The organism is Pseudomonas sp. BN414 (genome assembly GCF_029871275.1).
In the GTDB taxonomy this organism is placed as follows: domain Bacteria; phylum Pseudomonadota; class Gammaproteobacteria; order Pseudomonadales; family Pseudomonadaceae; genus Metapseudomonas; species Metapseudomonas resinovorans_C.
In genome coordinates, this window is sequence record NZ_SSOL01000075.1 from 14,709 (window position 1) to 39,109 (window position 24,401).

23 protein-coding genes and 1 tRNA gene are annotated in these 24,401 nt (G+C 64.3%); 22 read left to right on the forward strand and 2 right to left on the reverse strand.

Annotated features, from left to right (window positions below; translation table 11 throughout):
- Positions 1-16: 16 nt before the first annotated feature.
- The 12 genes from asd (at position 17) to E8E95_RS22665 (ending at position 13,597) form a co-directional block, all read left to right on the forward strand.
- Positions 17-1,129 (forward strand): aspartate-semialdehyde dehydrogenase, encoded by a 1,113-nt coding sequence (asd, locus tag E8E95_RS22610; RefSeq protein ID WP_179057874.1) that lies wholly within the window; start codon positions 17-19, stop codon positions 1,127-1,129.
- Between the two features lie 107 nt (positions 1,130-1,236).
- On the forward strand, positions 1,237-2,265 hold the full coding sequence (locus E8E95_RS22615) for an aspartate-semialdehyde dehydrogenase (RefSeq protein ID WP_280354055.1): 1,029 nt from the start codon (positions 1,237-1,239) through the stop codon (positions 2,263-2,265).
- 143 nt (positions 2,266-2,408) lie between these two features.
- Positions 2,409-5,423 (forward strand): FimV/HubP family polar landmark protein, encoded by a 3,015-nt coding sequence (locus E8E95_RS22620; protein ID WP_280354056.1) that lies wholly within the window; start codon positions 2,409-2,411, stop codon positions 5,421-5,423.
- A gap of 3 nt (positions 5,424-5,426) precedes the next feature.
- Positions 5,427-6,287: a tRNA pseudouridine(38-40) synthase TruA gene (truA, locus tag E8E95_RS22625; RefSeq protein ID WP_280354057.1), complete on the forward strand. Its 861-nt coding sequence runs from the start codon at positions 5,427-5,429 to the stop codon at positions 6,285-6,287.
- A 56-nt stretch (positions 6,288-6,343) separates the two neighbouring features.
- Complete coding sequence (locus tag E8E95_RS22630) at positions 6,344-6,961, forward strand: phosphoribosylanthranilate isomerase (protein ID WP_280354058.1); 618 nt, start codon at positions 6,344-6,346, stop codon at positions 6,959-6,961.
- A gap of 1 nt (position 6,962) precedes the next feature.
- On the forward strand, positions 6,963-7,226 hold the full coding sequence (locus E8E95_RS22635; protein WP_280354059.1) for a hypothetical protein: 264 nt from the start codon (positions 6,963-6,965) through the stop codon (positions 7,224-7,226).
- A gap of 37 nt (positions 7,227-7,263) precedes the next feature.
- Positions 7,264-8,136, forward strand: a complete 873-nt coding sequence (accD, locus tag E8E95_RS22640) for an acetyl-CoA carboxylase, carboxyltransferase subunit beta (RefSeq protein WP_280354060.1) — start codon at positions 7,264-7,266, stop codon at positions 8,134-8,136.
- Positions 8,133-9,419: a bifunctional tetrahydrofolate synthase/dihydrofolate synthase gene (gene folC, locus E8E95_RS22645; protein ID WP_280354061.1), complete on the forward strand. Its 1,287-nt coding sequence runs from the start codon at positions 8,133-8,135 to the stop codon at positions 9,417-9,419. The genes accD and folC overlap by 4 nt, the downstream gene beginning before the upstream one ends.
- 5 nt (positions 9,420-9,424) lie before the next feature.
- Positions 9,425-10,108, forward strand: a complete 684-nt coding sequence (locus tag E8E95_RS22650) for an SPOR domain-containing protein (RefSeq protein WP_280354062.1) — start codon at positions 9,425-9,427, stop codon at positions 10,106-10,108.
- 95 nt (positions 10,109-10,203) lie between these two features.
- On the forward strand, positions 10,204-10,716 hold the full coding sequence (locus E8E95_RS22655; RefSeq protein WP_028631332.1) for a CvpA family protein: 513 nt from the start codon (positions 10,204-10,206) through the stop codon (positions 10,714-10,716).
- A gap of 88 nt (positions 10,717-10,804) precedes the next feature.
- The gene (purF, locus tag E8E95_RS22660) at positions 10,805-12,310 is read left to right on the forward strand and encodes an amidophosphoribosyltransferase (RefSeq protein ID WP_280354063.1); all 1,506 of its coding nucleotides are present in this window, start codon (positions 10,805-10,807) and stop codon (positions 12,308-12,310) included.
- Positions 12,311-12,385: 75 nt separating this feature from the next.
- Entirely contained in the window at positions 12,386-13,597 is a 1,212-nt protein-coding gene (locus E8E95_RS22665) for an O-succinylhomoserine sulfhydrylase (protein WP_280354065.1), read from the forward strand.
- 155 nt (positions 13,598-13,752) lie between these two features.
- Here E8E95_RS22665 and gspD read toward each other — a convergent pair whose 3' ends face one another.
- On the reverse strand, positions 13,753-15,717 hold the full coding sequence (gspD, locus tag E8E95_RS22670; protein WP_280354067.1) for a type II secretion system secretin GspD: 1,965 nt from the start codon (positions 15,715-15,717) through the stop codon (positions 13,753-13,755).
- A 4-nt stretch (positions 15,718-15,721) separates the two neighbouring features.
- Complete coding sequence (locus E8E95_RS22675) at positions 15,722-16,366, reverse strand: type II secretion system protein N (RefSeq protein ID WP_280354068.1); 645 nt, start codon at positions 16,364-16,366, stop codon at positions 15,722-15,724.
- Between the two features lie 266 nt (positions 16,367-16,632).
- Here E8E95_RS22675 and gspE point away from each other — a divergent pair, with 266 nt between their 5' ends.
- The 10 genes from gspE (at position 16,633) to E8E95_RS22725 (ending at position 24,306) form a co-directional block, all read left to right on the forward strand.
- Entirely contained in the window at positions 16,633-18,120 is a 1,488-nt protein-coding gene (gene gspE / locus E8E95_RS22680; RefSeq protein ID WP_280354070.1) for a type II secretion system ATPase GspE, read from the forward strand.
- A complete protein-coding gene (gene xcpS, locus E8E95_RS22685; RefSeq protein ID WP_280354072.1) occupies positions 18,121-19,335 on the forward strand; it encodes a GspF family T2SS innner membrane protein variant XcpS in 1,215 nt (404 codons plus the stop codon).
- Between the two features lie 49 nt (positions 19,336-19,384).
- On the forward strand, positions 19,385-19,771 hold the full coding sequence (gene gspG / locus E8E95_RS22690) for a type II secretion system major pseudopilin GspG (protein ID WP_280354381.1): 387 nt from the start codon (positions 19,385-19,387) through the stop codon (positions 19,769-19,771).
- A 32-nt stretch (positions 19,772-19,803) separates the two neighbouring features.
- Positions 19,804-20,352: a type II secretion system minor pseudopilin GspH gene (gene gspH, locus E8E95_RS22695; protein WP_280354074.1), complete on the forward strand. Its 549-nt coding sequence runs from the start codon at positions 19,804-19,806 to the stop codon at positions 20,350-20,352.
- Positions 20,349-20,738, forward strand: coding sequence for a type II secretion system minor pseudopilin GspI (gspI, locus tag E8E95_RS22700; protein ID WP_280354075.1), 390 nt, complete (start codon positions 20,349-20,351; stop codon positions 20,736-20,738). Before gspH ends, gspI begins: the two co-directional genes overlap by 4 nt.
- On the forward strand, positions 20,735-21,454 hold the full coding sequence (gene gspJ, locus E8E95_RS22705; protein WP_280354076.1) for a type II secretion system minor pseudopilin GspJ: 720 nt from the start codon (positions 20,735-20,737) through the stop codon (positions 21,452-21,454). Before gspI ends, gspJ begins: the two co-directional genes overlap by 4 nt.
- A complete protein-coding gene (gspK, locus tag E8E95_RS22710; protein ID WP_280354077.1) occupies positions 21,451-22,422 on the forward strand; it encodes a type II secretion system minor pseudopilin GspK in 972 nt (323 codons plus the stop codon). Before gspJ ends, gspK begins: the two co-directional genes overlap by 4 nt.
- Positions 22,419-23,561: a type II secretion system protein GspL gene (gene gspL / locus E8E95_RS22715; protein WP_280354079.1), complete on the forward strand. Its 1,143-nt coding sequence runs from the start codon at positions 22,419-22,421 to the stop codon at positions 23,559-23,561. Before gspK ends, gspL begins: the two co-directional genes overlap by 4 nt.
- A 2-nt stretch (positions 23,562-23,563) precedes the next feature.
- Positions 23,564-24,082 carry a type II secretion system protein M gene (locus E8E95_RS22720; protein WP_280354081.1) on the forward strand — a complete coding sequence of 173 codons (519 nt, stop codon included), beginning with the start codon at positions 23,564-23,566 and terminating at the stop codon, positions 24,080-24,082.
- 148 nt (positions 24,083-24,230) lie between these two features.
- Positions 24,231-24,306, forward strand: a tRNA-Val gene (locus E8E95_RS22725).
- Positions 24,307-24,401 lie beyond the last annotated feature (95 nt).

Here is a 24,401-nt window from a genome sequence, read left to right on the forward strand (position 1 = left end):
GAAAGGTGTAGTTGTCATGAAGCGTGTAGGTCTGATCGGTTGGCGCGGCATGGTGGGTTCCGTGCTCATGCAGCGAATGCTGGAAGAGCGGGATTTCGACCTGATCGAGCCGGTGTTCTTCACTACTTCCAATGTCGGTGGCCAGGGCCCCGCGGTCGGCAAGGACGTTGCCCCGCTGAAGGACGCCTACAGCATCGACGAGCTGAAGACCCTCGATGTGATCCTGACCTGCCAGGGTGGCGACTACACCAACGAAGTTTTCCCCAAGCTGCGTGAAGCCGGTTGGCAGGGCTACTGGATCGACGCCGCCTCCAGCCTGCGTATGCAGGATGACGCGGTGATCGTGCTCGATCCGGTCAACCGTCGGGTCATCGACCAGCAACTGGACGCCGGCACCAAGAACTACATCGGCGGCAACTGCACCGTCAGCCTGATGCTGATGGCCCTGGGTGGCCTGTTCGAAGCCGGTCTGGTCGAGTGGATGAGCGCCATGACCTATCAGGCGGCCTCCGGCGCCGGCGCGCAGAACATGCGCGAACTGATCAAGCAGATGGGCGCAACCCATGCTGCGGTCGCCGATGATCTGGCCAACCCGGCCAGTGCCATCCTCGACATCGATCGCAAAGTGGCTGAAGCCATGCGCGGCGAAGATTTCCCCACCGAGAACTTCGGTGTGCCCCTGTCCGGCAGCCTGATCCCCTGGATCGACAAGGAACTGCCCAACGGCCAGAGCCGCGAAGAGTGGAAAGGCCAGGCTGAGACCAACAAGATCCTCGGTCGCTTCAAGAGCCCGATCCCGGTGGATGGCATCTGCGTGCGCATCGGCGCCATGCGCTGCCACAGCCAGGCGCTGACCATCAAGCTGAACAAGGATGTGCCGATCGCCGACATCGAAGGCATGATCAGCCAGCACAATCCCTGGGTGAAACTGGTCCCGAACCAGCGCGAAATCAGCATGCGCGAACTCACTCCGACTGCCGTGACCGGTACCCTGACCGTCCCGGTCGGCCGTCTGCGCAAGCTCAACATGGGTTCGCAGTACCTGGGCGCCTTCACCGTGGGCGACCAGTTGCTCTGGGGCGCTGCCGAACCGCTGCGCCGTATGCTGCGCATCCTGCTGGAGCGTTGATGGATCGCAGGGTGTCGATGAGGCTCGTCGGCACCCTCTGACCCTCGATTGCCTGCGTGCGGGGTGGCGGTTAAAGTGCCGCTCCTCGCATCGCCAGAAGTATCCCCATGAGCCAGTCCCTCGATATCGCCGTGATCGGCGCCACCGGCACCGTTGGCGAAACCCTCGTCCAGCTCCTCGAAGAGCGGGAATTTCCCGTCGGCAACCTTTATCTGCTCGCCAGTGGCGAATCCGCCGGCACATCGCTGCCTTTCAAAGGACGCAACCTGCGGGTGCGGGATGTAGCCGAGTTCGATTTTGCCCAGGTGCGTCTGGCCTTCTTTGCGGCCGGTGAAGCGGTGACCCGCAGCTTTGCCGCTCGCGCGACGTCGGCAGGGTGCTCGCTGATCGACCTGTCCGGCGCGCTGGACCCGAATACCGCTCCAGCCCTGGTTCCGGAAGCCAACCCGCAGCTGCTCGAAACGCTCCCGGCTCCCTATCAATTGACCAGCCCCAGTGCCTCGTCGGTGGCGCTGGCCTGCGTGTTGGCGCCGCTCAAGGGCCTGCTCACGCCGCAGCGCGTCAGTGTGATGGCCAGCCTCGCAGTGTCCTGCCGTGGTCGCGAAGGCGTAGCCGAGCTGGCGCGCCAGACAGCCGAGCTGCTCAACGCGCGGCCTCTGGAGCCGCGATTCTTCGATCGGCAGATCGCCTTCAACGTCCTGGCGCAGGCCGGTGTCCCGGATGCAGAAGGGCATGCTTCCCTGGAGCGCCGTCTGGCGGGAGAGATCAAGCAGTTGCTCGGCGAACCGGCTCTGCGTGTGTCCGCCACCTGCGCCCTGGCTCCGGTCTTCTTTGGTGACAGCCTTGCGGTTTCGGTCGTGGCTGAGCAGCCGGTGGATGTTGCCAAGGTACGTGAGCAGCTCGGAACAGCGCCGGGCGTCGAGTTTGTGGAAGAAGAGGGCGATTATCCGACCGCTGTCGGCGACGCCGTAGGGCAGGATTCGGTATATGTAGGCCGCGTTCGGGGCGGGTTGGATGACCCGTGTGAACTCAATTTGTGGATTGCTTCAGATAATGCAAGAAAAGGCGCTGCGCTCAATGCTGTGCAGTCGGCCGAGTTGTTGATAAAACACTATCTGTCAAAGATACTTACCTGAAAATTTGTAGAACTTTTCTAGCTTGACAATACTGGCTTGGCCTTATCGTTGATGGGGAGCCGCCGTTTCAGGCGTGCGCAGGCAGCGACTTAAGACCCTCCTCTCGCCTCGCGAGAAAAAAGATAAAACAAGGGAATCACTCTATGGTTCGGGTTCGCAAACTTGTGCTGGCAATCGCGGCTGCATCCGCGCTGACTTCGGGCGTGGCCAACGCCCTGGGACTCGGGGAAGTCACCCTGCGTTCTTCCTTGAACCAGCCACTGGATGCGGAGATCGAGCTGCGCGAAGTGCGTGACCTGGCGTCTGCCGAGGTCAAGCCGAACCTGGCATCGGCCGAGGAATTCTCCAAGGCCGGCGTCGATCGCCAGTATTTCCTGCAGGACCTCAAGTTCACCCCGGTGGTCAAGCCAAACGGCCGCAGCGTTATCCGGGTGACCTCCACCAAGCCGGTCCGCGAACCCTATCTGAACTTCCTGGTCGAGGTGCTCTGGCCCAATGGCCGGCTGCTGCGTGAGTACACGCTGCTTCTCGATCCGCCGCTCTATTCGCCACAGGCTGCAGCCGCCGCCGCGCCGAAAGTTCCGGTCGCCGCCCCCGCGCCAGCACCGCGCCCCGCAGTAGCGCCGTCTGCCGCGCCTGTTCGCAGCGCCCCGGCGACCTCCGCTGCTGCACCGCGCCCCAGTGCTCCAGCACCTGCTCCGGCTCCCGCTCCCTCCCAGGCGGCTGCCCCCAAGGCGCCGACTGACCAGTACCGCACCACCTCCCGCGATACCCTCTGGGAGATTGCTGAGCGCAGCCGTGCCAGTGGCTCTGTGCACCAGGCCATGCTGGCCATCCAGGACTTGAATCCGGACGCTTTCGTTGATGGCAACATCAATCGCCTGAAGAGCGGCCAGGTGTTGCGCCTGCCCGATGAAAAGCAGATCGCCAGCCGTACTCAGGCCGAGGCCATTTCCCAGGTGCAGGCCCAGAACACCGCCTGGCGCGAAGGTCGCAGCCTGGCAGGGGAGGGCAAGCGCCAACTCGATGCCACCAAACGCAGCAACGCAGGTGAAGCCCCCGAGAAAGTTGAGACCCAGGACAACCTGCGTCTGGTTTCCGCTGCGAGTGGTAAGGCTTCCAGTGGCAGCGACAAGGGTGCCAACGGCGAAAGCAAGGCGCTCAGCGACAAACTGGCTGTAACCCAGGAAAGCCTGGATTCGACCCGTCGCGAAAATGATGAACTGAAGAGCCGCATGACCGATCTGCAGAGCCAGATGGACAAGCTGCAGAGTCTGATCCAGCTCAAGGACGACCAGCTCGCGAAGCTGCAGTCCAATATGGCCAATCAAGGCAAGCAGGCTCCAGCTGCTCCTGCCACCGCTGCAGCGCCCGTCGCAGCTCCCGCAGCTCCCGCAGCACCGGCCCAGCCTGCCGCTACGCCTGCCCAGCCCGCTACCGTTACGCCGGCGGCGCCTGAGGTGCCGACAGCTGCAGTGCCGACCCCGGCACCGGCTCAACCCGCCGCCCCGGAAGCCGCAGTCCCGGCCGAGCCGGTTGCAGCCGCTCCAGCGCAGCCTGTTGCTCCTGACCAGCCGGCAACGCCTGCCCAGCCTGCAGCGCCGGCCGTTGCCCAGGAGCCGAAGCCGGCAGAGCCCGTCGAGCCGGCAGCTCCAGTCAAACCCGTGCAAACCGCCCCGGCCGCGGCGCCAGTGGTCGAGCCGCCGCAGTCCAGCATCATCGACGACGTGCTGGCCAATCCCATGCTGCTCCTCCTGGCCGGCGGCAGTGCGCTCGTCGCTCTGTTGGTCCTGCTGATGGTGCTGTCGCGTCGCAATGCCCTGAAAGAGGCCGAGCTGCAGAACAGCCTTGCCGCGCAGGATGACGAGAACACCTTCGACGTCGACCTCGACCTGAAGGACGACAGCTTCGCCGGCCTCGATAGTCCGGAACTGGATACCGCCGTTGCCGATGTGCCGGACGCCGCGCCTGCCAAGGCTGACGAGCGTGTCACCGCGCAGACCGGCGACGTGCTCAGCGAGGCCGACATCTATATCGCCTACGGTCGCTTCAACCAGGCTGCCGAGCTGTTGCAGAACGCCATCAACGATGAGCCGCATCGCAGCGATCTTCGCCTCAAGCTGATGGAGGTCTACGCCGAACTGGGTGATCGCGAAGGTTTCGCCCGCCAGGAAAGCGAGCTCCGCGAGATTGGCGGTGCAAGTGGCGAAATCGACCAGCTGAAAGGCAGGTATCCGGCCATGGCCGTAGCTGCCGTGGCAGCCACTGCGGCTGCGGGTCTGGCTGCGGCAGACGATCTCGACAGCTTCAGTCTCGATGACCTGACCCTTGACGATGTTCCGGCAAACACGCCGGCAAGCAGCGGGTCAGACCTGGACGATGCGTTTGACCTGAGCCTGGATGATCTGGGGTCCGATCTCGACCTGGAGCTGGCTAACGAAAAGCCGGCTGCCATCCAGCCTGCTGCGGCTCCGGTGGACGATCTGGGCCTGGACGATCTGGAGCTCGATCTCCCGATGGCTGCTCCGGCCAACGCCGAAAATGACCTGGACTTCGACCTGGACATCGGCGGTAGCGATGAGCTGCTGACGGGTGACGAAAGCCTGGAACTCAGCGATGATCTCGCTGGTTTCAGCCTCGACCTGGAGCCGACCACCCAGCCGGCGACGGTGGAAGAGGACGATTTCCTGCTGAGCCTGGACAGCGACCTCGATGCGCCGCTGACCGTCGAAACCCCCGCTCCGGTAGCGGAAAAGGCAAGCGAAGCCCTTCTCGATCTGCCGGCCGATTTCGACCTCTCGCTTCCCGGCGAGACGATTGCAGAGCCGCTGGCAGACAACGACAGCTTTGCTGCGCAGCTGGACGAGGTGACTGCCGAGCTGGATCAGCTCTCCGACAGCCTGCAGCAAGCGCCGGAGCCCGAGCCCGTTGCCGTGCTGGAAGACGAGGCGGCAGAGCTCGGCCTGGGACTGGGCGAGGAAGATGACTTCGATTTCCTCTCCGGTACCGACGAAACCGCGACCAAACTGGATTTGGCTCGTGCCTATATCGACATGGGTGACACTGAAGGTGCTCGCGACATCCTCGACGAGGTGATGTCCGAGGGTAGTGACACCCAGCAACAGGAAGCGCGCGAACTGATCGCACGACTCAGCTGATAGATGACTGAAGTAGTACCCGCAGCGGCAGCCAACTCGGCTGCCGCTGGCATTTACAGAATTGCCCTTGGAGTCGAATACAAGGGTTCGCGATATCGCGGCTTCCAGCGCCAGATCGATGGGGTTCCGTCTATCCAGGGCGCGCTGGAGAAAGCCCTTTGCCGTGTGGCGGGTGGTGCGCCCGTGACGCTGTCCTGCGCTGGACGTACCGATGCCATGGTGCACGCCAGCGGCCAGGTCGTGCACTTCGATACGCCCGTCTCGCGGTCCGCGCTCTCCTGGGTGATGGGCGCTAACGCGAATCTGCCGCCGGATATCAGCGTTACCTGGGCCAGGGAGATGCCAAAGCACTTCGATGCCCGCTTCAGCGCCATGGCCCGGCGCTATCGCTATGTGATCTACAACGACGAGATTCGCCCGGCGCACATGGCAGAAGAAGTGACCTGGAACCACCGACCCCTGGATGCCGAGCGCATGCGTGAGGCCGCGCGTTGTCTGGTGGGAACCCACGATTTCAGTGCGTTTCGTGCGAGACAGTGCCAGGCGAAATCGCCGATCAAGACCGTGCATCACCTTGAGCTGATCGAGCTCGGTCGCATGATCGTGCTCGATATCCGCGCCAATGCGTTCCTTCATCACATGGTGCGCAATATCGCCGGTGTGCTGATGACCATTGGTGCCGGTGAACAACCGGTGGAGTGGGCAAGGCAGGTGCTGGAAGGGAAAATCCGTCGGGAGGGTGGCGTGACCGCGCATCCCTACGGGCTCTATCTGGTGCGAGTCGAATATCCCGAAGAGTTCGAGCTTCCCCAGCGCTACCTCGGGCCGCACTTTCTTTCCGGGTTGCCGGATTGCGCGGGCTGACGCTGCGCCGGGCCTTTGCTAACATCCGTGGTCTTTAGCCTTCAGGTGCCTGCATCTTGTCAGCCGTTCGCATCAAAATCTGCGGTATTACCCGAATCGAGGATGCCCTGGCCGCAGTCGCTGCCGGGGCGGATGCCATAGGTTTTGTGTTCTACGCGAAGAGTCCGCGCGCGGTGACTCCGGCCCAGGCAGGCGCCATCATCGCTGCGTTGCCTCCATTCGTGACCACTGTCGGGCTCTTCGTCGACATGCCGCGAGCTGAGCTGACGCAACTGCTCAAAGAGGTTCCCCTCGACCTGCTGCAGTTCCACGGAGATGAAAGCCCGGCGGATTGCGGCGGCTACGGTCGTCCTTACATCAAGGCGCTACGGGTCAAGCCGGGTGACGACGTTGCAGCAGCAATCGCGCGCTATCCCGAGGCGTCTGGTGTGCTGCTCGACACCTATGTCGCGGGCACCCCTGGTGGCACCGGCGAAGCCTTCGACTGGAGCCTGGTGCCCCGGAATGCGGCAAAACCGGTGATTCTCGCCGGTGGTCTTACCCCCGAGAACGTCGGCGATGCGGTGCGCCAGGTTCGGCCGTACGCCGTGGATGTGAGTGGGGGAGTCGAGGCGAGCAAGGGCATCAAGGACGCCGCGAAAATTCAAGCCTTCATCCAACAGGCACGCGCCTGACATGCAGATTGCGGAAAATTTCGTGTACTCCCGTGCTGGCGCGTCTCCTGCATATGTGACGGACAGCGCGTCGCTGCCGTCCATAACCGAGTTGCCCAGTCAGGCGAAGCCTGGCGGGTCGCGCGGCAAGGCTGCGTCGATCGGGCCGGTTTTTTACGAAGGTGGTGGCGAGGCCATCGCCAAGGTGATCCCCGGATGCGTGCTGAGTGCCGGGGTCGCAACCATGAATTCGCTCAAGAACATGCGCCGGGCTTTGAACCGCTAGCGCGTGTTCGGGCCTGAAAGCTGTGGAGAACTAGAGCATGAGCAACTGGCTGGTAGACAAGCTGATCCCTTCGATCATGCGTTCCGAGGTGAAGAAGAGCTCCGTTCCGGAAGGCCTCTGGCACAAGTGCCCGTCCTGCGAGGCGGTGCTGTACAAGCCCGAACTGGAAAAGACGCTGGACGTCTGCCCTAAGTGCAACCACCACATGCGCATCGGCGCGCGCACCCGCCTGGACATCTTCCTGGACGCAGAAGGTCGCGAAGAGATCGGTGCCGACCTGGAGCCGGTGGATCGCCTGAAGTTCCGCGACAGCAAGAAGTACAAGGACCGCCTGGTCGCCGCGCAGAAAGATACCGGCGAGAAGGATGCTCTGATCGCCATGAGCGGCACCCTGCACAAGATGCCGATCGTGGCTTGTGCGTTCGAATTCTCCTTCATGGGCGGCTCCATGGGCGCCATCGTGGGTGAGCGCTTCGTCCGCGCTGCCAACGTGGCCCTGGAAAAACGTTGCCCGCTGGTCTGCTTCTCCGCCTCCGGTGGTGCGCGTATGCAGGAAGCCCTGATTTCCCTGATGCAGATGGCCAAGACTTCCGCCGTCTTGGCTCGCCTGCGTGAAGAGGGCATCCCGTTCATTTCCGTGCTGACCGACCCGGTCTACGGTGGCGTTTCTGCAAGCCTGGCAATGCTCGGTGACGTGATCGTCGGTGAGCCGCGCGCCCTGATCGGCTTTGCCGGCCCGCGCGTGATCGAGCAGACCGTTCGCGAGAAACTGCCGGAAGGCTTCCAGCGCAGCGAGTTCCTGCTGGAGCACGGCGCCATTGACATGATCATCCCCCGCGCAGAACTGCGAGAGCGCCTTGGTCGGCTGCTGGCGCAGATGCTGCGTCTACCTTCCCCGGCTATCGCATGACCCAGAGAACCCTTGCCGACTGGCTTTCCTATCTTGAACAGCTCCACCCCACGGCGATCGACATGGGGCTGGAGCGTAGCCGCGAAGTTGCCGACCGGCTGGGCCTGACCCGGCCGGCACCGAAGGTGATTACGGTCACTGGCACCAACGGCAAGGGTTCCACCTGTGCTTTCCTGGCCGCGCTGTTGCGCGCCCAGGGGCTCAAGGTCGGCGTGTACAGCTCGCCGCATCTGCTGCGTTACAACGAACGCGTCCAGTTGAATGGCCAGGAGGCTACCGACCAGGCGCTCTGCAATGCCTTCGCCGCTGTGGAGGCGGCGCGTGGCGAAATCTCCCTGACCTACTTCGAAATGGGCACCCTGGCGGGCTTCTGGTTGTTCCAGCACGCAGGCCTTGATGCCGTGGTGCTCGAAGTTGGCCTGGGCGGTCGCCTGGATGCCGTCAACCTGGTGGATTCCGACCTCGCCCTGGTGACCAGCATCGGCCTGGATCACGCGGACTGGCTCGGCGACACCCGGGAAAGCGTGGCGTTCGAGAAGGCAGGCATCTTCCGCGCAGGGAAGCCAGCCCTCTGTGGCGACCTGGACCCACCTCAACCGCTGTTGGACCAGGCGGGTGCACTTGCCGCACCGCTGTTCCTGCGTGGCCGGGAGTACGATCTGGCGCAGGGCGACAGTAGCTGGCACTGGCGCGGTACTTGCGCGTCCGGGCAGGTGCTTGAGCTGCACGACCTGGCTCTGCTCGACCTCCCCATGGAAAACGCCGCCCTGGCGCTCCAGGCCTATGCGCTGCTGGACATGCCGTGGCAGCCGGAAGTCATCCAGGCTGCGCTGATCGGTACCCGGGTCGCCGGGCGTCTGGATCGCCGCAGCCTCGAATGGCGCGGCAAGAAGGTTTCGCTCCTGCTGGATGTCGGTCACAACCCCCATGCCGCCGAGTACCTGGCGGCGCGCCTCGCGGCCCGTCCGGTCGCCGGCAGGCGTCTGGCCGTTTTCGGCCTGCTTTCCGATAAGGATCTTCCCGGCGTTCTCGGCCCGCTGAGCGGGCAACTGGCCCATTGGGCCGTAGCGCCATTGCCCACCCCGCGTAGCCGTCCTGCTGCGGAATTGCAGGCGGCATTGACGAACCTTCACGCAAGCGTCAGTGTCCACGAAAATATCGCCGCAGCGCTCGAAGCGCAGTGTGAGCGGGCGGCACCGGACGACGAAATTCTGGTGTTCGGTTCGTTCTACAGTGTGGCTGAGGCGCTGAGCTGGCTGGAAAACCAAGCAGCGGGGGAGTAGGGGAAATGGCTGTAATGGACAAGGGACTCAAGCAACGTATCGTCGGCGCTTTGGTGCTGGTGGCGCTGGCGGTGATTTTCCTGCCCATGTTGTTCAGTCGCGAGGACGAGTTGCGTCAGGTAGTGGTGGAGGCTCCGCCCATGCCCAAGGCGCCGGAGATGCCTCCGGTGGCACTCGAGCAGGTCCAGGTGCCGGAACCGCAGGCCCTGCCTCAGGAGCCCGTACCACCATTGGAGCCTGCCGAAGACGCACTGGCGGCCAATGTTCCGCCGGCCGAGGACGCTGCTCCGGCAACGCCCGCCCAACCTGCGGCACCCGCTGTCCCGGTTCCCGCGCAACCGCAGCAAACACAGCCACAACCTGCGGCACAGGCCAAGGCACCTGCGCCCGCGCCGGCTGCTCCGGTTGCCGCGGCCAAGGCCGAAGAGAAGCGTCTGGACGTCAACGGCCTGCCAGTCAGCTGGTCGATCCAGTTGGCCAGCCTGTCCAGTCGCGCCAGTGCCGAGAACCTGCAGAAGAACCTGCGTACCCAGGGCTATAACGCCTACATCCGCAGCGTAGAGGGCATGAACCGGGTGTTCGTCGGCCCGGTGATCGAACGGGCAGAGGCCAATCGCCTGCGTGACCAACTGTCCCGTCAGCAGAAGCTGAATGGCTTCATCGTCCGTTTCCAGCCGGAAAAGACCTGATAGACCAGGTTAATCGGGCCCTTTCTGTTTCGCGGGTTACCGGAGTGAAAGGGCTCTGCTAAAATGCAGCGCCTTTTCTGTTTGTGGGCCGCATCGTGGCATTCACCTGGGTCGATTGGACGATAATCGCCATCATCGCCGTTTCCAGCCTGGTCAGTCTGAGTCGGGGCTTCGTCAAGGAAGCTCTCTCGCTCCTGACCTGGATAGTCGCAGGCGTAGTTGCCTGGACCTTCGGCGGCGCCCTGTCACTGCATCTCACCGAATTCATCGAAATGCCTTCGGCGCGCATCATCGCCGCATGCGCCATTCTCTTCGTCGCCACCTTGCTGGTGGGCGCCTTGATCAATTTCCTGATCGGCGAACTGGTCAGGGTTACCGGTATGGACGGCACCGACCGCGTACTGGGCATGGCCTTTGGCGCCGCCCGTGGCGCGCTGCTGGTGGTGCTACTGGTCGGCCTGCTCAGCCTGGCGCCGGTGCAACAGGATCCCTGGTGGCAGCAATCCACGCTGTTGCCGCATTTTCTAATGGTCGCCGATTGGTCGAAGAACCTTATTCTGGGCTTTACCAGTCAGTGGCTCGCGAGCGGCATCAGCTCACCCAGCTGATGCGTCGCACCGGAAGCATGCCTGTCCATACCCAAACGGCCTGGGCAGGTACTTGATTAGCTTGAACTACTAGCAGGGGTTGCGTCACATGTGTGGCATCGTCGGTATCGTCGGTAAGTCGAACGTCAATCAGGCGCTGTATGACGCGCTTACCGTGCTTCAGCATCGCGGCCAGGACGCTGCCGGTATTGTGACCAGCCATGATGGCCGGCTCTTCCTGCGCAAGGACAACGGCCTCGTCCGTGACGTCTTCCAGCAGCGCCATATGCAGCGCCTGGTCGGCAGCATCGGCATCGGCCACGTGCGCTATCCCACCGCAGGCTCCTCCAGCTCCGCCGAGGCCCAGCCGTTCTACGTCAACTCGCCTTACGGCATCACCCTGGCGCACAACGGCAACCTGACCAACGTCGAGCAGCTGGCCAAGGAAATCTACGAGTCCGACCTGCGCCACGTGAACACCAACTCCGACTCGGAAGTGCTGCTCAACGTGTTCGCCCACGAGCTGGCCCACCGCGGCAAGCTGCAGCCCACCGAGGAAGACGTATTCGCCGCGGTTTCCGGCGTGCACGCACGTTGCAAGGGTGGCTACGCCGTGGTGGCCATGATCACCGGTTACGGCATCGTCGGCTTCCGTGACCCCCATGCGATTCGCCCGATCGTCTTCGGCCAGCGTCACACCGACGAAGGCGTCGAGTACATGATCGCTTCCGAGAGCGTCGCCCTCGACGTGCTGGGCTTCACCCTGATCCGTGACCTGGCTCCGGGCGAAGCGGTGTACATCACCGAAGAAGGCAAGCTGTTCACCCGTCAGTGCGCGGCCAAGCCGGAGTACTCCCCTTGCATCTTCGAGCACGTCTACCTGGCCCGCCCGGATTCCATCATGGATGGCATCTCCGTCTACAAGGCGCGCCTGCGCATGGGCGAGAAGCTGGCCGAGAAGATCCAGCGCGAGCGTCCTGAGCATGACATCGACGTCGTGATCCCGATCCCGGATACCAGCCGTACCGCAGCCCTGGAACTGGCCAACCACCTGGGCGTTAAGTTCCGCGAAGGCTTCGTGAAGAACCGCTACATCGGCCGTACCTTCATCATGCCGGGCCAGGCTGCGCGCAAGAAATCCGTGCGCCAGAAGCTGAACGCCATCGAGCTGGAATTCCGCGGCAAGAACGTGATGCTGGTGGACGACTCCATCGTTCGCGGCACCACCTGCAAGCAAATCATCCAGATGGCTCGCGAAGCGGGCGCCAAGAACGTCTACTTCTGCTCCGCGGCTCCGGCCGTGCGCTATCCGAACGTGTACGGCATCGACATGCCCAGCGCCCACGAACTGATTGCCCACAACCGCTCCACCGAGGAAGTGGCCGAACTCATTGGTGCCGATTGGCTGGTCTATCAGGACCTGCCGGACCTGATCGATGCAGTGGGCGGTGGCAAGGTGAAGATCGATCACTTCGATTGCGCAGTGTTCGATGGCCAGTACATCACCGGCGACGTCGACGAGCAGTACCTGAACAAGATCGAGCAGGCACGTAACGATGCCAGCAAGGTCAAGGCCCACGCGGTCAGCGCTATCATCGATCTGTACAACAACTGAGTCGCGCGTCTGGCGGCGAGTTGTAAGTCTGTAGCCCGGATCCTATCCGGGCTTCGTTTCTGAAGAGGTAGGGATATGACGCAGGAATGGGAAGCCGGAAGGCTGGACAGTGACCTGGAAGGCGCCGCCTTCGAAACCCTGGCCGTGCGCGCTGGCCAGCGCCGCTCGCCGGAAGGTGAGCATGGCGAGGCCATGTTCCTGACCTCCAGCTACGTGTTCCGCACTGCCGCCGACGCCGCCGCGCGGTTCGCCGGTGAGGTACCGGGCAACGTCTATTCGCGCTACACCAACCCGACCGTGCGGACCTTCGAAGAGCGCATTGCCGCCCTCGAAGGCGCCGAACAGGCCGTCGCGACCGCTTCCGGCATGTCCGCGATCCTCGCTATCGCCATGAGCCTGTGCAGCAGTGGCGACCATGTGTTGGTTTCCCGCAGCGTGTTCGGTTCCACCATCAGCCTGTTCGAGAAGTACCTCAAACGCTTCGGCATCGAGGTCGATTACCCGGCGCTGTCCGACCTGGACGGCTGGAAGTCGGCAATCAAGCCGAACACCAAGCTGCTGTTCGTCGAGTCGCCGTCCAACCCCCTGGCCGAGTTGGTGGATATCCCCGCGCTGGCCGAGATCGCCCACGCCAAGGGCGCCCTGCTGGTGGTGGACAACTGCTTCTGCACCCCGGCCCTGCAGCAGCCACTCAAGCTGGGTGCCGACATCGTCATGCATTCGGCCACCAAGTACATCGATGGCCAGGGCCGCACCATGGGTGGCGTGGTCGCCGGTCGCGCCGAGCATATGAAGGAAGTGGTGGGTTTCCTGCGCACCGCGGGCCCGACCCTGAGCCCCTTCAACGCCTGGGTGATGATGAAAGGCCTGGAAACCCTGCGCGTGCGCATGCAGGCCCATTGTGCCAGCGCCCTCGAGATCGCCCGCTGGCTGGAGCAGCAGACCGGTGTCGAACGCGTCTACTACTCGGGGCTGGAAAGCCATCCACAGCACGAGTTGGCCAAGCGCCAGCAGAAGGGCTTCGGCGCGGTGGTCAGCTTCGAGGTCAAGGGTGGCAAGGAAGCGGCCTGGCGCTTCATCGATGCCACCCGGATGATCTCCATCACCACCAATCTCGGCGACACCAAGACCACCATCGCCCACCCGGCCACTACGTCCCATGGGCGTCTTTCGCCGCAGGAACGGGCCAATGCCGGTATCAGCGACAGCCTGGTCCGCCTGGCTATCGGCCTGGAAGATGTGGGTGACCTCAAGGCTGATCTGGAGCGCGGGCTCGCCGCTGTTTGATCGACTGGGCCCAGAAGCCGACCGTGCCGAATAACGGCCGATAGGCAGGCGGGCAGGAAAGAAGAGGGCGGCTCCACCTGGGTGGGCCGCCCTTTTTTGTGCCTGGTTACCGGGATAAAGGCTCGTGCCGGCAATGAATCACGAGCCCTTGCTCCTCACGGCTTGCGCAAGTCGACTGCTGGCGTCTGCTGACCATCGAACAGCTCAACGGGCTTGCTCGGCAGGATGGCCGGACGACCTTCCTTGTCGTGGTCGCCGACGATGCGGATGTCGTTGTACTTCTTCCCGGACAAGGCTGCGAGGCCGGCGCGGTCGCGTACGACGGTCGGGCGCAGGAACACCATCAGGTTGCGCTTCACGTGGGTGTCACGGGTGGAGCGGAACAGCCGGCCGAGGATGGGGATGTCGCCCAGCAGCGGCACCTTGGAGTCGGTCTGGGTGATGTCGTCCTGGATGAGGCCGCCAAGCACGATCACCTGGCCATCCTCCGCAAGAATGGTGCTCTTGATCGAGCGCTTGTTGGTGATCAGGTCCACCGCCTGCGCGGTCAGGGTCGCGGAGGGGGCGATGGAGGAGATTTCCTGCTCGATCTCCAGGCGCAGGGTGGCGCCTTCGTTGATGTGCGGGGTCACCTTGAGGGTCACGCCGATGTCCTGGCGCTCGATGGTGGTGAAGGGGTTGTTGGCGCCTGAGGCGTCCGTGGTGAAGGTGCCGGTCTGGAAGGGCACGTTCTGGCCCACGAGAATTTCCGCCTTCTGGTTGTCGAGTGTCAGCAGGCTGGGCGTCGACAGCAGGTTGCTCCTGCTGTTGGCAGACAGGGCGGTGATCAGGGCGGCGAAGTTTTCCGTGCCGATGCCGATGATGGCGCCATCCGGCAGCGTGTCGGGGATTTCATCGTCGCGGATGGCGTTGAGCACCGTGCCCACCGAGAGCCCGGTATTGCCGAAGTTCACGCCACCCAGGCCGCCGGTATTGCCGCGGGCGTCCACCGCCCACTGCACGCCCAGCGCGTCGGTGATGTCGCCGGAAATCTCGACGATGGCCGCTTCGACCATCACCTGGGCGCGGGGCACGTCGAGTTGGCGGACGATATCTTCCATGGCCGTGACGACATCAGGCTCGGCCAGCATCACCAGGGCGTTCAGGCTCTCGTCGGCGCGGATCAGGATGTTCTGCGGCTTGCCGCCGGTCGCGGCGCCGCCGGCTTCACCGCCGCCGCCTTCCTCGCTCTTCAGCCCTTCGGAAATTTCGCCGAGGGTTTCCGCGAGCGCCTTGGCGTCGTTGTGGCGTAGTCGGATCACCCGCGTGTTGGCCGAACGCGAAGTGGGGGTGTCGAGGGACTGCGCCAGGGCAGCCAGCTTCGCGCGGGCGGAGGGTGGGCCGAGGATGATCAGGCGATTGGTGCGTGCATCGGCGATCACCTGGGTGCCCGACGTGCCCTTGGATTGCCCACGGTTTAGGGACGCGTTGAGCACTTCGGCGGCGTCCATCACCCAGGCGTAGCGGAGGTTGAGCACCGTGTAGTCACGGTCACCTTTCTGGTCGAGCTGGCGCATCAGCTCTTCGATACGCGCGATGTTGGCCGCGCGGTCGCTGATGATCAGGGCATTGGCCGAGGTCACGGCTGCCAGATGTCCGTACTGAGGGACCAGCGGTCGAATCAGTGGGATGAGTTCCGTCACCGGCGTGTGCTGCACCTGGATCACGCGGGTCTCCAGGCTTTCGGCGCCGGCACGGCTGCTGCCGGCCTCTGCTTTGGCTTCGGCATTGGGGATGATGCGTGCCTGGTCGCCCTGGGTGACCACGGTGAAGCCGTGGGTTGCCATGACCGAAAGGAACAGCTGGTACACCTCATTGAGCCCAAGCGGCGCCTTCGACACCACGCTGACCTGACCTTTCACGCGCGGGTCGACGATGAAGGTCTCGCCGGTGATGTCGGCGATCTGGTCGATGAACTCGCGTATATCGGCATCCTTGAGGTTGATGGTCCAGCCGTCCTGCTGCTGTTGCTGCACATTGCCGGTCGCGGCGGCCGGCTGGGCGGCGAGCAGGGGCAGGGGGGCGGTCAGCATCCCGGCAGCAATCAGGGCGAGCGTGAGGCGCGAGAAGGTCGGGGTCATCGTGTCATTCGCTTTCCTGGGGCTGTTCGGCGGAAGGTTCGGAGACGGTGTTTTCCGGGTCTTCCATCTGTTGGCGCAGCTTTTCCATGCGCTCGCGCAATTCCGCGGCGTTGTCTTCCTGCAGGCCGTTGAGTTCGTCGATCACTGCGGCTGACGGCTCGTCGGGAGCGCCGCCGACAGGGGTGAAGCGTGAACGCGGCTCCGGGAAGCTGAGACTTTCCAGACGGCCGTTGCGTTCGATTTCGACGCGATTGCGATACACCGCGTGTACTTTCACACCGCTGGTGATCTCGTCACCAGCGGTGAAGCGGCGAGGCTTGCCGCCTTCGTACTGGATGATGGCAATGGATTTGCCTGACCCGGCGTGCACGAAGCTGCCGAGCAAGGTCAGGCGCAGATTGGTAGAGGGGGGCGGGCCGCTGGGCTGGACCTTCGGCGCCGGTCCGAAGAGGGGCTCCAGGTTCTGCAGTGGCTGGCTGGTGGCGAGGGGCGTTCCCTGCTGTTCGGGTGCTTGGGCTGGCGCATCCACCAGGCGCAACCATTCCCGGGTCTGCCAGGCAAAGCTGGCGCCCATGGCAAGCACCAGCAAGGCACCGACAAGTGCTGGCGCGTGGCGTTGCAGCCAATGCACGGAATCCGAAGCTCGCAAGTGGGTCCAACTCCTAATGCTGCGTTCTTTTTCTGATTATGTTTGTGGCAGAACTGCGTTGATCATAGCAGCGACTTTGCCGGCCATGTTCGGCCATTCGGGTGATGTTGCGATGCGGTCGCTGTGCTAAAGATATATGTGAATTTTTACGGCTTTAGGTGGTTTTGTTCACAAGCATCATAAGAATCGGACAGCGGCTCTGCACAATCGTCAGATTGCCCTGCAATACTTCCTTCTGGACCCTTTCCTGAAATAGGCGCCCACGGATGAACTCTCCACTCGTTGAAGCCCCCCTGCGACGGCTGCCCTTTGGATTCGCCAAGCGGCATGGCGTGTTGTTGCTCGACGGTGTGGAGCCCTGCCTGGCACACCGCCCGGGAGTCGAGCTGGTCGCGCTGGCCGAGGCGCGTCGTTTCGCCGGGCGCAGCCTGCCGTTGAAACCGCTCACTGGCGAGGCCTTCGAACAGGCCCTGGCGCAGACTTATCAGCATGACTCCTCTGCGGCCATGCAACTGGCCGAAGACCTCGGTGGAAGCCTCGATCTCGCCGCGCTGGCCGAGCAGATTCCGGAAACCGAGGACCTGCTGGAGCAGGAAGACGACGCGCCGATCATTCGTTTGATCAACGCCATCCTCGGCGAGGCGATCAAGGAAAACGCCTCGGACATCCACCTGGAAACCTTCGAGAAACGCCTGGTCGTGCGCTTCCGCGTCGACGGTATCCTTCGTGAAGTGCTGGAGCCCAAGCGCGAGCTGGCGGCACTGCTGGTATCGCGGATCAAGGTCATGGCGCGCCTGGACATCGCCGAAAAGCGCATCCCCCAGGACGGCCGTATTTCCCTGCGGGTGGCTGGGCGCGAAGTCGACATCCGCGTCTCGACACTGCCGTCGGCCAATGGCGAACGCGTGGTGTTGCGTCTGCTGGACAAGCAGGCCGGTCGCCTCACGCTGCAGCATCTGGGCATGAGCGATCGCGATCGCCATCAGCTGGAAGACACCGTGCGCCGTCCCCACGGCATTCTGCTGGTCACTGGCCCCACCGGTTCGGGCAAGACGACCACCCTCTATGCCAGCCTGGTCACGCTCAACGACCGCACCCGTAACATCCTCACTGTCGAAGACCCGATCGAGTACCACATCGAGGGCATCGGCCAGACCCAGGTCAATCCCAAGGTGGACATGACCTTCGCCCGTGGCCTGCGCGCCATCCTGCGCCAGGACCCGGACGTGGTGATGGTGGGCGAGATCCGCGACCAGGAGACGGCCGAGATCGCCGTGCAGGCGTCGCTCACCGGCCACCTGGTGCTGTCCACCTTGCACACCAACAGTGCGATTGGTGCCATCACGCGTCTGGTGGACATGGGCGTCGAGCCCTTCCTGCTGTCATCGTCCCTATTGGGTGTCCTGGCGCAGCGCCTGGTGCGGGTGCTGTGCCCGCATTGCAAGGAGGCCTATCAGGCCGACACCGCCGAATGCCAGTTGCTGGGCGTTGAGCCGGACAGCGCGCCGACCCTGCATCGTGCCCGTGGTTGCACGGAGTGCCACCAGCAGGGGTATCGCGGACGTACCGGTATCTACGAGCTGGTGGTGTTCGACGATCACATGCGCAGCCTAATCCACAGTGTCGCCTCGGAGCAGGAGATGATCCGCCACGCGCGCCTGTCCAGTCCGAGCATCCGCGAAGACGGACGGCGCAAGGTCCTGCTCGGGGTCACCACGGTGGAAGAAGTACTGCGGGTCACCCAGGAAGAATAAATGGCCGCTTTCGAATACCTCGCGCTCGACGCCAAGGGCCGCCAGCAGAAGGGCGTGCTCGAAGCGGACAGTGCCCGCCAGGTGCGCCAGCTGCTGCGCGAGCGCCAGTTGGCACCGCTGGAAGTGCGTGCGACCCGCGTTCGCGAGCAGGCCGAGCGAGGCCGCTTCAGCTTGTCGCGTGGTCTTTCCGCACGTGACCTCGCCCTGGTGACGCGCCAGCTCGCGACTCTGGTGCAGGCGGCGCTGCCCATCGAAGAAGCCTTGCGGGCGGCGGCCGCGCAGTCGAGCAGCTCGCGCATCCAGTCGATGTTGCTGGCGGTTCGCGCGCGGGTGCTGGAGGGCCACAGCCTGGCCAGCAGCCTGCGGGAGTTCCCCTCGGCCTTCCCTGATCTTTATCGCGCCACCGTGGCGGCGGGTGAGCATGCCGGCCACCTGGGACCTGTGCTGGAGCAACTGGCCGACTACACCGAGCAACGCCAACAGTCGCGGCAGAAGATCCAGCTGGCGCTGCTCTATCCGGTGATCCTCATGTGTGCGTCGCTGGCCATCGTCGCCTTCCTGCTGGGCTTCGTGGTGCCGGATGTGGTCAAGGTGTTCATCGATTCCGGGCAGACCTTGCCGTTGCTCACGCGAGGCCTCATCGCCCTGAGCGATCTGGTCAAACACTGGGGCTGGCTGATGCTGCTGGTGCTGATCGCGGCCTTCATCGGCGCCCGCTGGGCGCTGCGCGATCCTGATATTCGACAGCGCTGGCATGCCCTGATGCTGCGTATCCCGCTCGTGGGACGACTGGTGCGCGCCACCGATACGGCGCGCTTCGCGTCCACCCTGGCGATCCTGACCCGCAGCGGTGTACCGCTGGTCGAGGCCCTTGGCATCGGCGCCGAAGTGATCGCCAATCGCGTGATCCGCGCCCATGTCGTGGTGGCGGCACAGAAGGTTCGTGAAGGCGGCAGCCTGACCCGCGCGCTGGAAGGCAGCGGCCAGTTCCCGCCGATGATGCTGCACATGATTGCCAGCGGCGAACGTTCCGGCGAACTCGACCAGATGCTCGCCCGCACTGCGCGCAACCAGGAAAACGACCTGGCCGCTAGCATCGCCCTGCTGGTCGGTCTTTTCGAACCGTTCATGCTGGTGGTGATGGGGGCAGTGGTGCTGATGATCGTGCTCGCCATCCTCCTGCCTATCCTTTCTCTCAACCAACTCGTGGGGTAATCGCGTGAATCTGCGCCGTAGTCAGTCGGGCTTTACGCTCATCGAAATCATGGTGGTGGTGGTCATCCTCGGCATCCTTGCCGCGCTGGTGGTCCCGCAAGTGATGAACCGTCCCGACCAGGCCAAGGTCACCGTGGCCAAGGGCGATATCAAGGCCATCGGTGCCGCCCTGGACATGTACAAGCTGGACAACTTCGCCTACCCCAGCACCCAGCAAGGCCTCGAAGCCCTGGTGAGCCGGCCCTCCGGCAATCCGCCGCCAAAGAACTGGAACAAGGACGGCTACCTGAAGAAGCTGCCCATCGACCCATGGGGCAACCCCTACCAGTACCTCTCGCCTGGCAGCAAGGGCACCTACGATCTCTATTCCCTGGGGGCCGATGGCAAGGAAGGCGGTAGCGAAAACGACGCCGACATCGCCAACTGGGACAACTGATGAGAAGCGGGCGGCAGGGTGGCGTTGGCCGGATGTCCGGCGCCTTGGCGTCCGCAGGTTTCACGCTGATCGAAGTGCTGGTGGTGATGGTGGTCATCGCCTGTCTCGCGGGGCTGGCGGTCATCAGCGCCGGCGTCGCCGGCCCAGCCCGTGAACTCAACAATGAAGCGGAGCGGCTGGCGGGGCTGATCGGCGTGCTCGCCGACGAGGCGGTGCTGGACAATCGCGAGTACGGCCTGCGGCTCGAGCGCGGCAGTTACCAGGTCTACTACTACGACGAATCCAGTTCGCGCTGGCAGCCCATGTCCGATGGCGCCCGGCAGTTGCCGGAGTGGGCCGAACTGACCTTCGAACTGGACGGCGAGCCCCTGGCGCTGCCCGCACCGGTCAAGAAGGACGACAAGGAAACCAAGGACGTCCGTCCGGTGCCGCAACTGATCATCCTCTCCAGTGGCGAACTCAGTCCGTTCCGCCTGGAGTTGGCAGAGCGCCGCAAGGATGGGCGGCGTCTGCAGCTCTCCAGCGACGGTTTCCGCCTGCCCCGCGTGGAGAGCCTGAGCGGCAAAGGGCGTGCTGGATGAGGAACAGTCGCGCCTTCACCCTGATCGAGGTGCTGGTGGCCCTGGCCATCTTCGCGGTGGTCGCCGCCAGTGTGCTCACCGCCAGCGCCCGCAGCCTGCAGATCGCTTCGCGCCTGGAGGACAAGACCCTGGCGATGTGGATTGCCGATAACCGCCTGACGGAGCTGCAGTTGCGCCAGACGCCTCCGGGCAATGGCCGCGACCAGGGTGAGCTGGACTACGGCGGGCGGCGCTGGGAGTGGTTGAGCCAGGTCGAAGGCACCAGCGACCCGGCGCTGCGACGGGTCACGCTGTGGGTCGCGCCCAAGCCCGTGCGAGGAATCGGCGGCAAACTGGAAGACCGCGCGGCCGTGCGCCTGGTGGGTTTCCTCGGGAGCACGCCATGAAGCGCGCCGCAGGCTTCACACTGCTGGAGCTGCTGATCGCGATCGCCATTTTCGCGCTGCTGGCCATCGGCACCTGGCGCATGCTCGGCGCGGTCCTCGACAGCGACGAGGCGACGCGTGTGCAGGAACAGCAACTGCGAGAGCTGGTGCGCGGCGTTTCCGCCTTCGAGCGCGACGTCCGCCAGGTGATTTCTCGTCCGATCCGCGATGCCTATGGCGAATCACGGGCCGCGCTGCTGGGCGAGCAATCCGGCGACAGCGACAGCCTGGAATTCACCCGCAGTGGCTGGCGCAATCCCACCGGCACTCAGCGCTCGCGTCTGCAGCGGGTGCGCTGGCAGCTTTCCGGTGAGCGTCTGGAGCGGCGTTACTGGACGGTCCTGGATCAGGCGCAGGACAGCCTACCCCGTGTGCAGAACGCCCTGGATGGCGTGACCTCCATGAAGCTGCGCTACATGGACGACAGTGGTGACTGGCAGGACAGCTGGCCGCCCGCCGGGCTGCCGGACGATGAGCGCCTGGATCGCCTGCCATTGGCCCTGGAACTCACCCTGCAACATCGTCGCTATGGCGAACTGCGCCGGGTACTGCGGCTGGTGGAAAACCCTCCGCGGCAGGTGCCCCAGGCGGGCGGTGACCAACAGGATGGCGAACAGCAGAGTCCACAGGGCGAGCAGGGCAACCAGCAGCAAGACGGCCAGGAGCAGGCGCAATGAAACGCCAGTCGGGTGTTGCGCTGCTGACGGTGCTGCTGGTGGTGGCTGTGGTCACCGTCGTTTGCGCTGGCCTGATCGCCCGCACCCAGCTTTCCATTCGCTCCAGCGGCAATGAACTGCACACCCGCCAGGTAGCCCAGTACGCCCTTGGCGGCGAGGCATTGGCCGAAGCGATACTGCTACGCGACCTGCGCCAAGGCGATCCGCGTACCCCGGTGGATCACCTCGGCGAGGTCTGGGCCCGTCCCCTGAGCACGTTCCAGCTGGACGATGGTGGTTCGCTCAGCGTGCGTATCGAGGACCCGAGCGGGCGCTTCAACCTCAATGGCCTAGTGCGTGACGGCCAGCTCAACGAGCAGGGCATTCGCCAGTTCCGCCGTCTTCTGCTGCGCCTGGGCATCGAAGCGCCCTATACCGAACGGCTGGTGGACTGGCTCGACCGTGACGAGGAGCCCTTCGGGCCGAATGGCGCGGAAGATAACCAGTACCTGCTGTTGCAGCCGCCTTACCGTGTGGCCAACCACGCCATGAGCGATGTGTCCGAGTTGCGCCTAGTGTTAGGCATGACGGAGCTGGACTATCGCAAGCTGCTGCCTTACGTGACCGTGCTGCCGTCCGATTCCACCCTCAACGTCAACACGGCCAGTGCCCTCGTGCTGTCCACCCTGGCCGACAACCTCGACGCCGACAGTGGGGGGCTGCTGATGGCCGCGCGAGGCGCCACTGGTTTCCGCAGCCTGGATGCCTTCCTCGGCCAGCCGGCTCTCGCCGGGATGGGGCTGGAGGCGCAAGGGTTGGCGGTGGGCAGTCAGTATTTCCAGGTGATCAGCGAGGTGCGTCTCGCCGGTCGCCGCCAGGTTCTGGTCAGTACCTTGCAGCGCGGCAGTGACGGCAAGGTACGGATTCTTTCTCGTGATCTCGGGCAGGGCGGTTTGCCGCCTGCGCCCGTCAAGGAGCCGCAGTCATGACACAGGCTTGCATCTTCCTCCCGGTGGCCGCCTGCACGCAGCTGGATGCCGAACTGGAGGTGCTGCTCTGGCAAGGAGGCACGGGTCGTCGCCTGCCATTCGCCAGGGCGTTGGAAGAGGTGGCGCCGCCCTGGCGCCTGATCCTGCCGGTGGAGGCCGTGACCTGCTGCGCGGTCCGCCTGCCCACGCAGAAGGGCCGCTGGTTGCGCCAGGCATTGCCGTTCGCGGTGGAGGAAATGCTCGCCGAGGATGTCGAGAGCTTCCACCTGGGGCTCGGTGGTGCCTTGGCCGATGGTCGGCACCGGGTGTTTGCGGTGCGCCGCAGCTGGCTGGCGGGATGGCTCGATCTGGCCGGCAAGCTCGGGCCGATACCTGCGTCCATCCAGATAGACGCCGACCTGCTGCCGGGCCAGAGCACCCAGTTGCTCTGGCTCGATCAGCGTTGGTTGCTGGGGGGCGAGGGCAGTACCCGACTTGGCTTCGAGGAGCAGGACTGGCCGCATCTGCGGGATGTCTGTCCGGCGCCGCGCAGTGGGCGCGCTCCCGTCGAGCGCCAGACCCTCGACGGCGTGGATGACTGGCGCGATGTAGGAGATGCCTATGGCTGGCTGGCGGAACAGAAGGGCAGCGATCTGGCGCAGGGCGAGTTCACCCTGAAGGAAGAGCGGCAACGCTGGTCGCGCTGGAAGCCGCTGCTGGGGTTGGTCGGCTTGTGGCTGGTGCTGCAATGGGGCTTCAACCTGGTGCAGGCCTGGCAGCTGCAGCGCCAGGGCGATACCTACGCCGATGCCAACGAGGCGCTCTATCGCGAACTGTTTCCCCAGGACACCAAGCTGGTGAACCTGCGGGCGCAGTTCGATCAGCATCTGGCCGAAGCCTCCGGTGCTGGGCAGAGCCGCCTGCTCGCATTGCTCGGCAAGGCGGCCGGGGCCTTGATCGCCGAAGGTGCCCAGGTGCGGGTGCAGCAACTGGATTTCAGTGAAGTACGGGGTGATCTTGCGCTGCAGGTCCAGGCGCCGGGGTTCGATGCCCTGGAGCGCCTGCGCGAGCGCCTGATCGGAAGCGGGCTGTCCGTGCAGATGGGCTCGGCCAGTCGTGACGAAAGCGGCGTCAGCGCGCGCCTGGTGATAGGGGGATGAAGATGCTCGATGCAATCAAGACGCCGCTCCGCACGCAGTGGCAGGCTTCCTCCCTGGCCCTGCGCTGGCGCGCCTTGCCGGCCCGGGATCGCACGGCATTGCTGTGGCTGGGGATATTCCTCGGCCTGGTCCTGCTTTACCTGCTGCTCTGGTTGCCGGCCGAACGCCGCCTGGCCAGCAATCGCGAGTACTTCGAAGCCCAGCGCGGGATGCACGCTTATCTGCAGCTTCATGCGCCTGAAGCGCGAGCGGTGCAGAGCCAGCCGCAAATCAAGGTGGACCCGGAGCGACTGCAAGGGCTGGTAACCACCACTGCCGCCGAGCAGGGACTGGCCGTCGAGCGAATCGACAGCGATGCGCCAGGGGCGGTGCAGGTGAACCTTCAACCGGCAGCTTTCCCTAGCCTGTTGCGCTGGATGGGTGTCCTGGAGGGGCAGGGCGTTCGCATCGAAGAGGCAGGGCTGGATCGCACCGAAGATGGCCGGGTGACGGCGCGGGTATCGCTGAAGGCCGGGAGCTGATCCTGCGTCACCCTGGTGCGACCGCCCTGTGCTGGTGCGCATCGGAGTGGCGGCAAACCGGGCGGAAAACGCTGTCCGAAGAAAAAATCCATACAGGGTGTTGACTTAGCGAAGCCCTCTGCGTAAATTGCGCGCCTCGCAAGGCGATGGGTGATTAGCTCAGCCGGGAGAGCATCTGCCTTACAAGCAGAGGGTCGGCGGTTCGATCCCGTCATCACCCACCAATCCTTGTGAATTTCGGACGAAAGTCCGGCCGACGCGCAGCGGTAGTTCAGTCGGTTAGAATACCGGCCTGTCACGCCGGGGGTCGCGGGTTCGA

What these genes read in the sequence shown, in the direction of transcription:
- accD (WP_280354060.1), top strand. Translation starts at nt 7,264, where the DNA reads ATGAGCAACTGGCTGGTAGACAAGCTGATCCCTTCGATCATGCGTTCC.
- xcpS (WP_280354072.1), top strand. Translation starts at nt 18,121, where the DNA reads ATGGCCGCTTTCGAATACCTCGCGCTCGACGCCAAGGGCCGCCAGCAG.
- E8E95_RS22635 (WP_280354059.1), top strand. Translation starts at nt 6,963, where the DNA reads ATGCAGATTGCGGAAAATTTCGTGTACTCCCGTGCTGGCGCGTCTCCT.
- E8E95_RS22650 (WP_280354062.1), top strand. Translation starts at nt 9,425, where the DNA reads ATGGCTGTAATGGACAAGGGACTCAAGCAACGTATCGTCGGCGCTTTG.
- asd (WP_179057874.1), top strand. Translation starts at nt 17, where the DNA reads ATGAAGCGTGTAGGTCTGATCGGTTGGCGCGGCATGGTGGGTTCCGTG.
- E8E95_RS22620 (WP_280354056.1), top strand. Translation starts at nt 2,409, where the DNA reads ATGGTTCGGGTTCGCAAACTTGTGCTGGCAATCGCGGCTGCATCCGCG.
- gspD (WP_280354067.1), bottom strand. Translation starts at nt 15,717, where the DNA reads ATGACCCCGACCTTCTCGCGCCTCACGCTCGCCCTGATTGCTGCCGGG.
- gspI (WP_280354075.1), top strand. Translation starts at nt 20,349, where the DNA reads ATGAGGAACAGTCGCGCCTTCACCCTGATCGAGGTGCTGGTGGCCCTG.
- gspG (WP_280354381.1), top strand. Translation starts at nt 19,385, where the DNA reads ATGGTGGTGGTGGTCATCCTCGGCATCCTTGCCGCGCTGGTGGTCCCG.
- truA (WP_280354057.1), top strand. Translation starts at nt 5,427, where the DNA reads ATGACTGAAGTAGTACCCGCAGCGGCAGCCAACTCGGCTGCCGCTGGC.
- gspH (WP_280354074.1), top strand. Translation starts at nt 19,804, where the DNA reads ATGTCCGGCGCCTTGGCGTCCGCAGGTTTCACGCTGATCGAAGTGCTG.
- gspJ (WP_280354076.1), top strand. Translation starts at nt 20,735, where the DNA reads ATGAAGCGCGCCGCAGGCTTCACACTGCTGGAGCTGCTGATCGCGATC.
- gspL (WP_280354079.1), top strand. Translation starts at nt 22,419, where the DNA reads ATGACACAGGCTTGCATCTTCCTCCCGGTGGCCGCCTGCACGCAGCTG.
- E8E95_RS22615 (WP_280354055.1), top strand. Translation starts at nt 1,237, where the DNA reads ATGAGCCAGTCCCTCGATATCGCCGTGATCGGCGCCACCGGCACCGTT.
- folC (WP_280354061.1), top strand. Translation starts at nt 8,133, where the DNA reads ATGACCCAGAGAACCCTTGCCGACTGGCTTTCCTATCTTGAACAGCTC.
- gspE (WP_280354070.1), top strand. Translation starts at nt 16,633, where the DNA reads ATGAACTCTCCACTCGTTGAAGCCCCCCTGCGACGGCTGCCCTTTGGA.
- E8E95_RS22720 (WP_280354081.1), top strand. Translation starts at nt 23,564, where the DNA reads ATGCTCGATGCAATCAAGACGCCGCTCCGCACGCAGTGGCAGGCTTCC.
- E8E95_RS22665 (WP_280354065.1), top strand. Translation starts at nt 12,386, where the DNA reads ATGACGCAGGAATGGGAAGCCGGAAGGCTGGACAGTGACCTGGAAGGC.
- purF (WP_280354063.1), top strand. Translation starts at nt 10,805, where the DNA reads ATGTGTGGCATCGTCGGTATCGTCGGTAAGTCGAACGTCAATCAGGCG.
- gspK (WP_280354077.1), top strand. Translation starts at nt 21,451, where the DNA reads ATGAAACGCCAGTCGGGTGTTGCGCTGCTGACGGTGCTGCTGGTGGTG.